Below are 13,619 nucleotides of genomic sequence, written 5' to 3' on the forward strand. Positions count from 1 at the left end.
CCTTGCCGGCGGCGGCGCGGGCGGCGGCGAACGCCTCGGCGGCGGCCCGGTCGGTGCCACGCCGGTCACCGCCCAGGTCGCCGACGCCGACACCCCGGCCGGCCCGCTTCGCGGCGCGCAGCGCGTCCCGCGCCCGGGCGAGGCGCTCCCGGGCGGACGGCGAGTCGATCACCGCGAGCACCTGGCCCCGGGTGACCCGCTGTCCGGGCTGGACCTTCAGGCCGGCCACCGTGCCGTCGGCGGGGGCGGTGAGCGTCGCCGCCGCCCGCGCGGTGACGGTGGCCGGCGCGTCGATCACCTCGGTGACCGGCGCGCGCCCCACGGCGGCGACGCTGACCGCGGGCGTGTCGTCGCCGCACCTGGCGGCGGTGGTGCCGGTCAGCGCGACGGCGGCGAGGAGGGCGGTGACGAGACGAGGGCGGCGGGCCGCGGGCAACCGCGGCGAGGGGGTGCGGGCCACCCGGCCCATGCTACGACCCGTCGACCGGTGTCGACGCTTCGGCGCGTCGGGTCGCCGCTCACCCGGCGGCCGACCGGACGTAGGCGACGCAGTCGTCGTGCAGCGCCGGCCACGGATCGCCGAACACCTCCTCGGCGGCCTCGTCCGGCGCGCGGCGCTGGTGCACCACGGCCCGGAAGAAGTCCAGCACCCGCTGCTCGCCGTACCTGTCGACCAGGTGGCGCACCGCCAGGTACCCGACGCCGTAGGCGCCGCCGACCCGGTCGTCGGTCGCGTCGTCGGCCGGCGCCACCGCGTCCAGCCGGCCGGACCACCCGCCCCGGAGCAGCTTGCGCACCTCGGCCAGCCCCTCGTAGCGGTCCACCGGCTGGCCGTCCGCGCCGGCGTACTCGGCCAACCCCTCCACCAGCCACCAGTCCGCGCGGTCCGCGTAACCCTGGTCGGGCAGCGAGGCGGCGTGCGTCAACTCGTGCCGGAGCAGGTCGTCGACGCCGGCCGGGGCGAGGCTCTGCGCGTTGAGCACGACGTCGTGGCGGCCACCGCCGACACCCACCGCGTAACCGGCGGTCCACTTCGGCCGGCCCCCGCCGTACCAGCGCTGCCACTCGGCCCGACCGGCGTAGTACACCAGGTACCGGTCCGGCGGCGGGCCGACCGCGTACCGGTCGGCGGCCCGGGCCGCGGCCTCGGCGCGGGCGAGCAGGCCGGGCAGCTTGGCCCGCTGGGCCGGCGTGGTGGCCACCAACGCCCGCTCACCGACCGCCACCGCCAGGTCGTCCACCTCCCACGGGCGTACGCCGGTCGGGTCCGTCCGGGACGGCTCCACCGCCACCAGCCGTGGCTCCTCCCCCACCATCCGCCACCGGGTGCCCAGCTCCGCCGTGCTCGGCGCGCAACCCGGCACCACGAAGCAGTAGCCCACTGTCACGGTCAGTCGCCACTGACCGGGCTGCCCGTCCACCGCCACCGGCACCCGCTCGGTGCCGGGCCGCCACGTGGTGACCCGGAGCGCCCGCAGCGCCGCGTACCGCCGGGTGAGCGCCGGCCGCGCCGTCGGCTCCGCCACGGCGAGGAAACCGGCCTGGTCGCCGCGCAGCAGCGCGCTGCCCTGCCGGTCGAGCTGCGCGACCATCCGCGCGGCGAGTTGCCGCTCGGCCGCCGTACCGGGCGCCTCCCGGCCCGCCGTCTGCTGGCCGGCCGCGTCCGGCGCGAGCTGCCGCAGGAGTACGCCGGGCACCGCGCCCGCGACCAGCCCCAGGGCCAGCCCGAGCACGGTCCAGAGCGGCCACCGCCGCCGCGTCCCGGTCGTCGGGGTCGGGGCGGGCACGGCGGGTACGACGGCCGCCTGCGCCGCCGCCGCTCGGGTGGGCGGTGCGGTCGGGGCCGCATCCGGCACGGCCGGGCTCGACACCGGCGCAGTCGGTGCCGGCGTGCTCGGCCCCGGCGTGCTCGGCCCCGAAGCGGTCGGCTCCGGGGCAGGCGACTCGGGGGCAGGCGACTCCGGGGCACGGGTCGGGTTCGGCTCCGGGGCCTCCGGCTTCTCGGCCGGCTCCGCACCGGGCAGGGGCGGAGCCGGCGTCACGGCGGGGCCGGATGCGCCCGCCTCGGTGGGCACGATCGGGCTCGGGCCGGAGCCACCGGCCTCACCCGGCTCAGCGGCGGCCGGGCTCGGGCCCGCGGCCACCGACGGCGGGCCGGCCACGGTCGGTCGAGGGGTGACCGGGTGCGACGGGGACGGACCGTCCGTCGACGTTTCCGCTGCCGGAACGGGGTGTGTCGACGCCTCGTCGACATCGGTCCGTGGGCGCTGCCCCGCGCCGTCATTCCCGGCGCCCGGCTCGTCGCCGTCGACTACCCGGCCGGAGGGCTTGTCGTCGCCGTCGGTCACCGGCGAAGGGTACGACCAATCGGGCGTTCCGGGAAAGAGTCCTGCGAGTGTCCCTTCGCTCGCATCTCGCATCAGATCTTGGAAGGAATTGGCCCGTACCGGGGCCCTCCGCTTCCAAGATCTGCCGTGCCCCGGTCGGGTGCGGTCAGACGGGGGTGCCGGCGCGGGTGAGGAGCGTTCTGGTGCCCGCCCAGAGGAGCACGAGCGCCGCGCCCGCCGGGAGGTGGCCGGTCAGGGCCAGCAGCGTCCCGCCGGTGAGGAAGCAGGTGGCCTGGACGCCGAGCTTGGCCGCGGCGGGCAGCGGCACGGTGGCGCGGGGCGAGCAGAACAGCCCCCAGACCAGGGCCAGGATCAGCGGCGCGCCCAGGCCGGCGAGCAGCCGCACCGGCCAGCCGGCGTCGAGCGTGAAGCCCCAGAAACCGGCGGCCGCCAGCAGCGCCACCTCCAGCAGGAAGATGCCGCCCAGCAGCGCCGCCTTCACCGGGACCGCCAGCCGCGGTACGCGAGGTCGAGCCCGTCGATCATCCGGTCGAACGAGCGGTCGACGTCCCGGGGCAGCCCGAAGCCGCCCGCCGCCTCCAGCGTGACGAACCCGTGCACGGTGGCCCGGAACATCCGGGTGGCGTCGACGGCGGCGTCCCCGTCGATGCCGTACCCGCGCAGGATCGCGAAGATCGCGTCGACCGCGCGTTCGGCGGCGGCCAGGTGCTCGGGGTCGGCCGGGTCGGGTGCGCGCTGGGTGGCCGGGTAGCGGCCGGGGTGCCGCCGGGCGTACGCCCGGTAGGCGGTGGCGACCGCGCGCAGCGCGTCGTCGCCGGCCCGGCCCGCGGCGGCGCTGGTCAGCACGTCGGCGATCTCGGTGGTGGCGAGCACGGCGAGCTTCTGGTGCAGCGCGTCCACGCCCCGCACGTGCTTGTAGAGGCTGGGCAGCGCGACGCCGAGCCGGGCGGCGAGCGCGGCCAGGGTGAGCCGGTCGTGGCCGACCTCGTCGGCCAGCACGGCGGCCTCCCGGACCACCGTCGCCGGGGTCAGGCCGGCCCTAGGCACGCGCGGTCACCGCCAGGAACTCGACCAGGTCGGCGGCGGTGGCGTCGGGCTGGTCGGCGTGCGGGTAGTGGCCGGAGTCGGCGATCATGCGCGCCTCGGCGACGGCGAACTGCCGGCGGGCGGCCCGCGCCTCGGCGCCGGGGTCGGGGAAGTCCGGGTCCTTCGTGCCCATCAGCACCAGCACCGGCTGGGCGCACCGCGCGGGCCCGCGCGGTCCAGTGCGGGTCGACCGGCGCGACCACGCCGCGCACCGCGTCCATCCGGCCGCGCAGCCTGGCGACCAGTTCCTTCCGGTACGCGGCGTCGTCGGCCGGCCGGCCGCAGGGGAAGAGCGTGCGGTGGAACATCCCGAACAGTCGTGGGCTGCGCAGCACGGCGGCCTGGAGCGCGCGCATCACCGGGCTCGGCTTCGGCCGGCTGACGAACGGGCTGATCTGCACGATGCCACTGACCAGCTCCGGCGCGTCGGCGGCGGCGAAGACCACGCCCGCCCCGCTGGACGAGCTGCCGACCAGCGTGGCCGGCCCGCCGTCCAGCTCGCGCACCACGGCGAGCAGGTCGCCGCCGACCTCGGCGGGGGCGTACGTGGGCCAGTGCGGGCTGGAGTCGCCGTGCCCGCGCACGTCGATCGACGCGACCCGGTAGCCGGCCGCCACCAGCAGCGGCGCCAGGTGGCGGAACGCCGCCCGGTTCTCCCCCATGCCGTGCGCGAGCACCACCAGCGGCCCCGCGCCGTGCACCTCGTAGGCGATCGTCCCGCCGCTTCGCGCCACCTGGCTAACTGTCATAGCCTGAAGGCTAATGACATTAGCTTTGCGCGTCAAGGCTTGACCTCAACACGACCTGAGGTCGGACGATCACCGACATGCCGATCTCCGCCGACACCCACGTACGCCTGGCGCGGCCCAGCCGCGACCTGGCCGCAGCCGTCCGGTTCTGGGCCGACGGCCTGGGCCTCGACGTGCTCTACCGGGGCGCGCCCGACGGGCCGGGCGAGCACGACCTGGGGTTGCTCGGCCTTCCCGGCGCGGCCTGGCACCTGGAACTGGTGGGCGGCGCGTCGCCGACCGTCGAACCCCGTCCCACCGAGGATGACCTGTTCGTGCTCTACCTCGACGGCCCGGTGGAGGACGGCCTGGTGACGAGACTGGAACGGGCCGGCGGGACCAGGGTCTCCGCCGGCCCGTACTGGGACAGGTGGGGGATCACGTTCGCCGACCCGGACGGCTATCGCCTCGTGCTCTGCACCCGGACCTGGTCGAACGACTGACTCACTTCTTCGACATCACCGCACGGCCGAAGAACGCCAGGTTGGCCGGGCGCTCGGCCAGCCGCCGCATCAGGTAGCCGTACCACTGGTCGCCGTAGGGGACGTAGGTGCGCACCGTGTAGCCCTCGCCGACCAGGCGCTGCTGCTCCTCCGGTCGGATGCCGTAGAGCATCTGGAACTCGAACCGGCCCGGGTCGCGGTCGAACCAGCGCGCCCGGTCCTCGCCGATCGCGATCAGGCGCGGGTCGTGGGTGGCGAGCATCGGGTAGCCGTCACCCGCCATCAGCACGTTCATGCAGCGCACGTACGACTTGTCCACCTCTCGGGCGGACTGGTACGCCACCGACTCCGGCTCCTTGTACGCGCCCTTGCACAGCCGCACCCGGGACCCGGCGGCGGCCAGCTCGCGGCAGTCCGACTCGGTCCGCCGCAGGTACGCCTGGAGCACCGCGCCGGTCGACGGGTGGTCCTTGCGCAGCTTGGCCAGCACGTCCAGCGTCGAGTCGGTGGTGGTGTGGTCCTCCATGTCCAGCGTGACGGTGGCGCCGGCCGCGTCGGCCGCCACGCAGATCTGCCGCGCGTTGTCGTACGCGAACTGCTCGTCGAACGCCTGGCCGAGCGCGGACAGCTTCACGCTGACCTCGGCGGCCGGGGTGAGGCCGGCGGCGCCGAGCAGGCGCAGCAGGGTGAGGTACTCGTCCCGGGTGGCGTTCGCCTGCTCCGGGGTGGTGGTGTCCTCGCCCAGGTAGTCGAGGGTGACCGCTTGGCCGTCGCCGACGAGTGCACGGGTCGCGCGCAACGCGTCGTCGGTGCCGGCGCCGGCGACGAACCGGCGGACGACGTCCCGGGTGAACGGGGCCGTCGCGACGAGCCGCTCCACCTGGGATGACCGGGAGGCGGCGAGGATGACGGAACGGAGCATGAGCCGAGCGTAACGCCCACCCCCACATCCGCGCCGGGTACCCGAAGTGGCGACGATCAGCTACAACGTTCACGTGGAACGACACCCCCGCCGCCGGCTCCGCTCCGCCACCGTGCAGCTCGGTGCGCTGACCGCGCTGGCGCTCGCCCTCTCCGGCTGCAACAACGGCTACGACGACGACGATGACGACTGCGCCCTCGGGCCGGCCGGCGGGGGCGGTGACACCGTCGCGGTGGCGCTGCGGGTCCCCGCGCCGGCCGCCGCGCGCGGCGACGCCGCCCCGAGCACCGCCGCGCTGCCCGACCGCGGCGGCTTCGGCACCTTCCTCGCCTCCTGCGGCGGCTGACGTGCGCCGCGAGGCCAGCACGCCGCGCCCCGACTGGGACGACACCATCCGGGCCCAGGGCCTGGTGTACGTGGACACCGAGCTGCCCGACGGCGAGATCATGTCGTACTGGGACGAGACCGCGGCGTACGCGTTCACGTTGGACGAGGTGCTCCGGCTGGAGGAGGCGACCGAGGAGCTGCACCGGATGTCGGTGGCCGCCGCCGAGCACGTGGTGGCCCGCCGCCGCCACGCCGAGTTCGGCATCCCGGAGTGGGCCGCCGAGGCGGTCGCCCGCTCGCTGCGGGAGGCCCCGCCGACGCTCTACGGCCGCTTCGACCTCGCCTACGACGGCAGCTGGCCGCCGAAGATGCTGGAGTACAACGCGGACACCCCGACCGCGCTGGTCGAGGCCAGCATCGTGCAGTGGTACTGGCTGGAGCACACCCACCCGGACGCGGACCAGTGGAACAGCCTGCACGAACGGCTGGTCGGCGCGTGGGCCAAGATCGGCGCCGGGCTGCACGACCCGCGCGTGCACGTGCTCTGGTCGAACGAGGAGGAGTCGGGCGAGGACCAGATCACCGCCGGCTACCTCGCCGAGACGGCCCGCCAGGCGGGGCTGGACGTGACGCTCATGCCGATCCAGCGGGTCGGCTGGGACGGGCGGCGCTTCGTCGACGCCGACGACCGGCCGATCACCACCTGCTTCAAGCTCTACCCGTGGGAGTGGATGCTCGCCGAGCCGTACGGGCCGCCGGCGCTGGACCCGGGCACGCCGACCACCTGGATCGAGCCGGCCTGGAAGCTGCTGCTGTCGAACAAGGCGCTGCTGGCCGTGCTCTGGGAGCTGCACCCCGGGCACGAGCTGCTGCTGCCGGCGTACCTCGACTCGCCACGCGGGATGTCCGAGTACGTGGCCAAGCCGTTGCTCGGCCGCGAGGGCGGCTCGGTACGCATCGTGACCGGCGACACCGAGATCACCAACCCGGGGCTCTACGGCGACGAGGGCTTCTGCTTCCAGGAGTTCCGCGCGTTGCCCCAGTTCGACGGCAACCACATGGTGCTCGGCAGCTGGATCGTGGATGGCGGGTCGGCCGGCGTGGGCGTACGCGAAAGCGAGAGCCTCATCACAGACGGTTACGCGCGGTTTCTGCCCCACTACATCGACGCGCCGCGTCCGCGCTGAGTCGTCTACCGTTGGTCCCGTGAACTTCGACGCGTACGCCCGGACCGGGGTCGAGCTCGTCAACGCCCGGCTGGACGACCTGGACGGCCTGCGGGCCCTCTTCCCGGACGAGAACGCCTGGATGCGCGACGAGGTCGCGGAACGGGACCTGGCGATCTTCCGGCGGGCGCAGAAGCGCCTCCGGGACGTCTTCGAGTACGGCACGTCGGGGCGCGACGCCGACGCCGTCACGGAGCTGAACGCGCTGCTGGAGGCGTTCCCGGTGCAGCCCCGCATCTCCGGGCACGACTCCTCCGACTGGCACATGCACGTGACCAGCCGGGGCGCGTCGGTCTCCGCGGAATACCTGGCCGGCGCGGTCTGGGGCCTGTCGGTCTGGCTCTGCGAGTACGGCAGCGCCCGGTTCGGCGTCTGCGCGGACGAGCGCTGCGGCAACGTCTACCTGGACACCTCGTCGAACTGCTGCCGGCGGTTCTGCTCGGAGCGCTGCGCCACCCGCTCGCACGTGGCGGCGCACCGGGCCCGCAAGCGCGCCGCGGTCGGCGAGCAGCCGGTGCCGGCCCAACCGCTCGCCCCGGTGAGCTGACACCCACCGACGCGGGTCGAGTCAGGCGTCGACCGGCGAGGGGGCGGTCAGGTTCGCGCGGGCGAACTCCAGCGCCTCGCGCAGATCCGCCTCACGGACCGCGCGGCTCTTCGCGCCCCGGGTGGTCACCTCCACCGCCACCGAGCCGGTGAAGCCGCGCCCGGCCAGCGAACGGAGCAGCTCCGCGCAGGGCTGACCGCCCCGGCCGGGCACCAGGTGTTCGTCCCGCCCCTCGCCGGTGCCGTCACCCAGGTGCACGTGCGCCAACCCGGCGCCCATCCGGTCGGCCATGGCCAACGCGTCGGTGTGCGAGGCCGCGCAGTGCGACAGGTCCAGCGTGTAGGAGGCGTACCCGGTGTCGGTCGGGTCCCAGCCCGGCACGTACGGCACGAACTGCCGGCCGGCCATCCGCACCGGGAACATGTTCTCCACCGCGAACCGGAGCCCGCCGAAGCGCCCGGCGGTGGCCTCCAACCCGTCGCCGAACGTCCGCGCGTAGTCCCGCTGCCAGGTGAACGGCGGGTGCACCACCACGGTCGGCGCCTCCAGCGTCTCGGCCAGCTCGGCGGCCCGGCGCAGCCGCTCCCACGGGTCGGCGCTCCACACCCGCTGGGTGACCAGCAGGCACGGCGCGTGCACCGAGAGCACCGGAATGCCGTAGTGCTCGGCGAGGCCGCGCAGCGCGCCCGCGTCCTGGCTCACCGGGTCCGTCCAGACCATCACCTCGACGCCGTCGTAGCCGAGCGCGGCGGCGAGCTGGAACGCCGCCGCGGTCCGTTCGGGAAAGACCGAGGACGTGGACAGGAGCACCGGCACGCGGGAAGTCACACCCCTCAGGGTAGCCGCCCCCGCCAGGAGGCATCAGGACGAGCACCCGCAAAGCGCCCGTAGCGAGCGCCCCGGATCACATCGGCGCGAGCTGATCCAGCCGACGCAGGATGACGCCCTCCCGCAACGCCCACGGGCAGATGTCCAGGCTGTCGACGTCGAGCCGGCGCATCACCGCCTCGGCCACCACCGCGCCGGCGAGGAGCTGGTGGGCCCGCTGCGCGCTGACCCCCTCCAGCTCCGGCAGGTGGGCCGGTGGGATGTGCCGGACGAAGCCGAGCACCTGCCCCAGCCCGGTGCGGGTCAGGCTGCGCCGGGCCCAGAGACCGGCACCGGACGGCGCGGCCCCGGCCAGCCGGGCCAGCGTGCGGAACGTCTTCGAGGTCGCCACCGGACGCTCCCAGCCCACCTCGGTCAACTGCTTCACCACCGGGTCGAGCTGCGCGTCCACGTACTCCCGCAGCCCCTCCACGGCCTCGGCGGACGGCGGCAGCAGGCCGGCCGGATCGACCGCCAGCCGCTCCCGGCTGAGCCGGCCCGCGCCGAGCGGCAGCGAGACCGCGACGTCCGGATGCTCGTCGATGCCGGCGGCCAGCTCCAGCGAGCCGCCGCCGATGTCCATCGCCAGCAGCCGGCCGGCGGACCACCCGAACCACCGCCGCACCGCGAGGAACGTCATCCGCGCCTCGTCCGCGCCGGAGAGCACCTCCAGCCGTACGCCGGTCTCGTCGCGGACCCGGGCCAGCACCTCGCCCGCGTTGGTGGCGTCCCGGACCGCGCTGGTGGCGAACGCCAACAGGTCCTCGGCGCCCAGCCCGTCGGCCGCCGCACGTGCCATGCCGACCGCCTTGACCAGCCCGTCCGCGCCCGCGTCGGTCAACGCGCCGTCCGGGCCGATCTGCTCGGCCAGCCGCAGCACCACCTTCTCGGAGTGCGCCGGCCAGGGGTGCGCGCCGTGGTGGGCGTCGACCACCAGGAGGTGCACCGTGTTGGAACCGACGTCGAGGACACCCAGTCGCATGGGAAAGACCCTAGGGGCAACACGTTTCGTCGGCTCGCCGGCCGGGCGGAGAGAGCACGCGTACGCTGGTCCGGGTGACAGGGCAGATCGAGCTTCGCGTGCTGGTGGACGACCCGGACGACCCGCGCAGCCGCGAGGTCGGGCTGGATTTTCCCCGGGAGTGGATCGAGTTCGTCGACCCGGCCGACCCGAAGCACGTCGTCCGCGCCGACCTGACCTGGCTGCTCTCCCGCTGGACGTGCATCTTCGGTCAGGGCTGCCACGGCATCGTCGCCGGGCGGGCCGCGGACGGGTGCTGCTCGCACGGCGCGTTCTTCACCGACTCCGACGACGAGAAGCGGGTCCGGGCGGCCGTCAAGCGGCTCACGCCGGAGACCTGGCAGCACTTCCGTCGTGGCTTCAAGAACTGGACCGAGAACGACACGGTCGACGGCAAGACGCCGGCCCGGCGCACCGCCACCCGGGACGTGGACGCGCCCTGCGTGTTCCTCAACGACGCCGACTTCCCCGCCGGCGGCGGCTGCGCGCTGCACGCCCAGGCGCTACGCGACGGTGTGCACCCGCTGGAATACAAGCCCGACGTCTGCTGGCAACTGCCGGTCCGCCGGGACCAGGAGTGGCACAAGCGGCCGGACAACACCAAGGTGCTCATCTCCACGCTGGCCGAGTTCGACAGGCGCGGCTGGGGCGCGGGCGGGCACGACCTGGACTGGTGGTGCACCTCGTCCACGGACGCGCACGTCGGCGCCGAGCCGATGTACGTCTCCTACGGCCCGGAGCTGACCGCGCTGATCGGCGCGCCCGCGTACGCGAAGCTGGTCGAGCTGTGCGCCGCCCGCCACCGCCAGGGCCAGATCGCCCCCCACCCCGCGAGCGAGTAAGGAAGGGCCCCTTCTTAACGCCTCCGGTAGAGCAGGGGCCCCCGCTTAACGCCTCGGGAGCGCCGCGTCGATCAGGGCGCGGGCGCTCCGCTTCGCCGCGTCGGCGATCGCCGGATCACCGTCGAGGACGCCGCCGGCCAGGCCACCGTCGAGCAGCAGGGTGAGCTGGCGGGCCAGCGACTCCGGCTCGGCCGCGCCGGCCTGCCGGGCCAGGCCGGTCACCCAGTCCCGGACCGCGTTCTTGTGCGCGACGGTGCGGGCGTGCACCGGGCTGCCGGCCGGTGTCTCCGCAGCGGTGTTGATGAACGCACAACCGTGGTAGCCCTCCCGGCGACAGGCTCCGCCGAGCGCGTCGAACATGCCGACGAGCTGCTCGCGCGGGTCGGCCCCGGCGGCCTCCGCCGCCGCCCGGAGCGCCGCCGACCAGGCCAGGTCCACCTTGTCGAGGTACGCCAGCACCAGGTCGTCCTTGCTCGGGAAGTGCTTGTAGAGCGTGGCCTTGGCGACGCCCGACTCGGCGATGACGGTGTCGACCCCGACGCCGCGCGGCCCGTACGCGTAGAACAGCCGGAACGCGGTCTCCAGGATGCGTTCCCGGGCAGCGCCGGCAGGGGTGCGGGCCATGGTTCCTCCTCGTACGACGCCGCAGAGTCTACAGACAGGTACGTCTCCTCGGGCCTGGCAGTAGACAGACCTGTCTGTTAGCCTGGATCGCACCGAGCACGTTCAGCGAAGCTCGGCCGAGACCGGAGGACGGATTCGTCATGCGCATCGCAGTACTGGGCACCGGCATGGTGGGCCGGGCCATCGCCGCCCGCGCCGCCGAGCTGGGCCACGAGGTGACCGTCGGCACCCGGGATGTCGTCACCACCCGGGACGGGAGTTGGGGCGAATGGGCCGGCGGACATCCGGGGATCGTCCTGGCCGGGTACGCCGACGCCGCCGCCGGGGCGGACCTGGTCGTGAACGCCACCAACGGCGACGGATCCCTGCCCGCCCTCGACGCGGCGGGTGCGGAGAACCTGGCCGGCAAGATCCTGCTCGACATCGCCAACCCACTCGACTTCAGCCAGGGCTTCCCGCCCACCCTCTCGGTGCTCAACGACGACTCGCTCGGCGAGCGGATCCAACGGGCGTTCCCGCGTACCCGGGTGGTGAAGGCGCTCAACACGCTCACCGCCGACCTGATGGCCCACCCCAAGCAGCTCGCCGACGGCGACCACACCGTCTTCGTGTCGGGCGACGACGCCGACGCCAAGGGCGTGGTCACCGAACTGCTCACCAGCTTCGGCCACACCGACGTGCTCGACCTGGGCGACATCACCACGGCGCGGGGCACCGAGATGCTGCTGCCGATCTGGCTGCGTCTCTACGGCCGACTGGGCACGCCGCTGTTCAACGTGAAGGTCGTGCGCTGAGCGCACGCAGAAGGCCGGCACCCGTGTCCGGGTGCCGGCCTTCGCGCTGTCTCAGCTGTTCCAGTGCTTGGTGACGAGGTCGGTGGCCTGCTTCTCCCACTGGGCGTACGCGTCCGGGTAGGCCGACACCTGCACCGTCTGGGCGGCCTCGGTCAGCGGCATGTCCTGCCAGCCGTCGACCTGCTTCAACCCCTTCAGGAACGCCAGCGTCGAGTACTCCGGGTCGGTGATCTGCTCCGGCGTGCCCCAACCACTCGACGGGCGCTGCTGGAACAGACCCAGCGAGTCGTGGTCATTCTTGTCGCCGAGGTGGCCCAGGTTCTCCAGCTTCGACTCCTGCAACGCCGTCGCGATCGAGACGACCGCCGCCCGCTCCGGCAGCCCGGCCTTCTTCGTCGCGGCGATGATCGCCTTCACGTTGGCCGTCTGCTCGTCGTTCAGGTTGATCGTGGACTGCTCACCCTGCACGCTCGCCACCGCGACCGGCTTCGCCGTGGCGGCGTGCGCGGACTCGACGTGACCGGCGATCGGACCGGCGAACACACCACCGGTGAACGCCAGACCAGCAATACCCAGCACACTCTTACGCAGCATCGTGTTCATCAGAAGGGCTCCATTCGGGGGTCAACGCACCGGGGGGTGCGGGCACCGTCAGGCGCACAACAAGTTCTCGGGGGGATCCGGCTGCTCGCGGGGCGGGGGCCTCGACGCGGCGCCGGAAGACTGTGCAACGACCGGGGCCCCACCGTCATTCCCAGGGGCCTGGCGGGCGATCGCCTTCCTCGGCCGTGCACGGGGATACAACGCCGCGACCCCCCGACCCATTCCGCCGTCAGCGTGCCGCCCACCACCACCCAAACGGACAAATCACCCACGGGGCCCGTTCGGCAGTAAGCCACCCGCACCTTGAATCGCCCAGACACCCACACCGACACCGTTCCACCCACCGGCCCACGCCGCCCTCAGCGGAACACCACGGGAGCCCCCGCACCACATTCGACAAAGCGCCAGCGATCATGAAGTTGACGGGACCTGGTGTCCGATTTGTCGGTGCCAACTTCATGATCGACGCAGACGGGCAGGCGGGCTGTCGGGGTGGGTTACGGCTCGAACTTGTAGCCCAGGCCCCGGACCGTGACGATGTAGCGCGGCGCGGACGGTTCGGGCTCGATCTTGGAGCGCAGCCGCTTCACGTGCACGTCGAGCGTCTTGGTGTCGCCCACGTAGTCGGCGCCCCAGACGCGGTCGATGAGCTGCCCCCGGGTGAGCACCCGGCCGGCGTTGCGCAGCAGCAGCTCCAGCAGCTCGAACTCCTTGAGCGGAAGCTGGACGCCCGCGCCCTCCACGGTCACCACGTGCCGCTCGATGTCCATCCGGACCGGGCCGGCGGCCAGCGTCGGCGCGCCCGACTCGCTCGCCTCGGTGCTCTGCCGGCGCAGCACCGCCCGGATCCGGGCAACCAGCTCACGGGGCGAGTACGGCTTGGTCACGTAGTCGTCGGCGCCGATCTCCAGGCCGACCACCTTGTCGATCTCGCTGTCCCGGGCGGTGACCATGATGATCGGGACGTGCGACCGCTGGCGGAGCTGGCGGCAGACCTCGGTGCCCGACATCTCCGGCAGCATCAGGTCGAGCAGCACGATGTCGGCGCCGGTCCGGTCGAACTCGGTGAGGGCGGAGGTGCCGGTCGCGGCGACCGAGACCTCGAACCCCTCCTTGCGGAGCATGTAGGACAGGGCGTCGGAGAACGACTCCTCGTCCTCGACCACCAGTACGCGGCTCAA

16 protein-coding genes and 2 pseudogenes are annotated in these 13,619 nt (G+C 73.8%); 6 read left to right on the forward strand and 12 right to left on the reverse strand.

Annotated elements, in window-relative coordinates; all coding sequences use genetic code 11:
* The 6 genes and pseudogenes from C8054_RS23815 to C8054_RS33370 all read right to left on the reverse strand — a co-directional run.
* The coding region (locus C8054_RS23815) for a biotin/lipoyl-binding protein (RefSeq protein WP_146179959.1) at window positions 1-469 on the reverse strand (469 nt) is incomplete at its 3' end.
* A 49-nt stretch (window positions 470-518) separates the two neighbouring features.
* Entirely contained in the window at window positions 519-2,348 is a 1,830-nt protein-coding gene (locus C8054_RS23820) for a hypothetical protein (RefSeq protein WP_233220131.1), read from the reverse strand.
* Between the two features lie 145 nt (window positions 2,349-2,493).
* The gene (locus tag C8054_RS23825; protein WP_107160383.1) at window positions 2,494-2,829 is read right to left on the reverse strand and encodes a YrdB family protein; all 336 of its coding nucleotides are present in this window, start codon (window positions 2,827-2,829) and stop codon (window positions 2,494-2,496) included.
* Window positions 2,826-3,395, reverse strand: coding sequence for a TetR-like C-terminal domain-containing protein (locus C8054_RS23830; protein ID WP_107160385.1), 570 nt, complete (start codon window positions 3,393-3,395; stop codon window positions 2,826-2,828). Before C8054_RS23830 ends, C8054_RS23825 begins: the two co-directional genes overlap by 4 nt.
* Window positions 3,388-3,603 (reverse strand): annotated as a pseudogene (locus C8054_RS33365) (alpha/beta fold hydrolase); the annotation flags it as partial. The pseudogene C8054_RS33365 and the gene C8054_RS23830, both read right to left, overlap by 8 nt.
* 97 nt (window positions 3,604-3,700) lie before the next feature.
* Window positions 3,701-4,183 (reverse strand): annotated as a pseudogene (locus C8054_RS33370) (alpha/beta fold hydrolase); the annotation flags it as partial.
* Window positions 4,184-4,260: 77 nt separating this feature from the next.
* Between C8054_RS33370 and C8054_RS23840 the strand changes: the two are divergent.
* Window positions 4,261-4,665 (forward strand): VOC family protein, encoded by a 405-nt coding sequence (locus tag C8054_RS23840; protein ID WP_107160388.1) that lies wholly within the window; start codon window positions 4,261-4,263, stop codon window positions 4,663-4,665.
* A 1-nt stretch (window position 4,666) separates the two neighbouring features.
* On the opposite strand, the gene C8054_RS23845 is transcribed toward C8054_RS23840, so the two are convergent.
* Entirely contained in the window at window positions 4,667-5,587 is a 921-nt protein-coding gene (locus tag C8054_RS23845) for a proline dehydrogenase family protein (protein WP_107160391.1), read from the reverse strand.
* Window positions 5,588-5,660: 73 nt separating this feature from the next.
* Here C8054_RS23845 and C8054_RS23850 point away from each other — a divergent pair, with 73 nt between their 5' ends.
* From C8054_RS23850 to C8054_RS23860, 3 genes are read left to right on the forward strand one after another with little or no spacing between them, the layout of a single operon-like run.
* Entirely contained in the window at window positions 5,661-5,933 is a 273-nt protein-coding gene (locus C8054_RS23850) for a hypothetical protein (RefSeq protein WP_233220142.1), read from the forward strand.
* Between the two features lies 1 nt (window position 5,934).
* On the forward strand, window positions 5,935-7,101 hold the full coding sequence (locus C8054_RS23855) for a glutathionylspermidine synthase family protein (RefSeq protein WP_107160405.1): 1,167 nt from the start codon (window positions 5,935-5,937) through the stop codon (window positions 7,099-7,101).
* A 19-nt stretch (window positions 7,102-7,120) separates the two neighbouring features.
* The gene (locus C8054_RS23860; protein ID WP_107160407.1) at window positions 7,121-7,687 is read left to right on the forward strand and encodes a CGNR zinc finger domain-containing protein; all 567 of its coding nucleotides are present in this window, start codon (window positions 7,121-7,123) and stop codon (window positions 7,685-7,687) included.
* Between the two features lie 21 nt (window positions 7,688-7,708).
* Here C8054_RS23860 and C8054_RS23865 read toward each other — a convergent pair whose 3' ends face one another.
* Complete coding sequence (locus C8054_RS23865) at window positions 7,709-8,515, reverse strand: sugar phosphate isomerase/epimerase (protein WP_199199899.1); 807 nt, start codon at window positions 8,513-8,515, stop codon at window positions 7,709-7,711.
* A 76-nt stretch (window positions 8,516-8,591) separates the two neighbouring features.
* Window positions 8,592-9,536: a Ppx/GppA phosphatase family protein gene (locus C8054_RS23870; RefSeq protein ID WP_107160409.1), complete on the reverse strand. Its 945-nt coding sequence runs from the start codon at window positions 9,534-9,536 to the stop codon at window positions 8,592-8,594.
* A gap of 74 nt (window positions 9,537-9,610) precedes the next feature.
* Between C8054_RS23870 and C8054_RS23875 the strand changes: the two genes are divergently transcribed.
* Complete coding sequence (locus C8054_RS23875; protein ID WP_107160412.1) at window positions 9,611-10,417, forward strand: hypothetical protein; 807 nt, start codon at window positions 9,611-9,613, stop codon at window positions 10,415-10,417.
* 45 nt (window positions 10,418-10,462) lie between these two features.
* Here the strand turns inward: C8054_RS23875 and C8054_RS23880 are convergent, their stop codons facing one another.
* Window positions 10,463-11,041, reverse strand: a complete 579-nt coding sequence (locus C8054_RS23880; protein WP_107160414.1) for a TetR/AcrR family transcriptional regulator — start codon at window positions 11,039-11,041, stop codon at window positions 10,463-10,465.
* Between the two features lie 140 nt (window positions 11,042-11,181).
* On the opposite strand from C8054_RS23880, the gene C8054_RS23885 reads away from it, so the two are divergent.
* The gene (locus tag C8054_RS23885) at window positions 11,182-11,835 is read left to right on the forward strand and encodes an NADPH-dependent F420 reductase (RefSeq protein WP_107160416.1); all 654 of its coding nucleotides are present in this window, start codon (window positions 11,182-11,184) and stop codon (window positions 11,833-11,835) included.
* A 51-nt stretch (window positions 11,836-11,886) separates the two neighbouring features.
* Here C8054_RS23885 and C8054_RS23890 read toward each other — a convergent pair whose 3' ends face one another.
* Window positions 11,887-12,438, reverse strand: coding sequence for a hypothetical protein (locus C8054_RS23890; protein ID WP_107160418.1), 552 nt, complete (start codon window positions 12,436-12,438; stop codon window positions 11,887-11,889).
* A gap of 497 nt (window positions 12,439-12,935) precedes the next feature.
* Entirely contained in the window at window positions 12,936-13,619 is a 684-nt protein-coding gene (locus C8054_RS23895) for a response regulator transcription factor (RefSeq protein WP_107160420.1), read from the reverse strand.

The organism is Micromonospora sp. RP3T (assembly GCF_003027925.1).
Lineage (GTDB): Bacteria > Actinomycetota > Actinomycetes > Mycobacteriales > Micromonosporaceae > Micromonospora.

What these genes read in the sequence shown, in the direction of transcription:
- C8054_RS23890 (WP_107160418.1), bottom strand. Translation starts at nt 12,438, where the DNA reads ATGAACACGATGCTGCGTAAGAGTGTGCTGGGTATTGCTGGTCTGGCG.
- C8054_RS23880 (WP_107160414.1), bottom strand. Translation starts at nt 11,041, where the DNA reads ATGGCCCGCACCCCTGCCGGCGCTGCCCGGGAACGCATCCTGGAGACC.
- C8054_RS23845 (WP_107160391.1), bottom strand. Translation starts at nt 5,587, where the DNA reads ATGCTCCGTTCCGTCATCCTCGCCGCCTCCCGGTCATCCCAGGTGGAG.
- C8054_RS23870 (WP_107160409.1), bottom strand. Translation starts at nt 9,536, where the DNA reads ATGCGACTGGGTGTCCTCGACGTCGGTTCCAACACGGTGCACCTCCTG.
- C8054_RS23885 (WP_107160416.1), top strand. Translation starts at nt 11,182, where the DNA reads ATGCGCATCGCAGTACTGGGCACCGGCATGGTGGGCCGGGCCATCGCC.
- C8054_RS23840 (WP_107160388.1), top strand. Translation starts at nt 4,261, where the DNA reads ATGCCGATCTCCGCCGACACCCACGTACGCCTGGCGCGGCCCAGCCGC.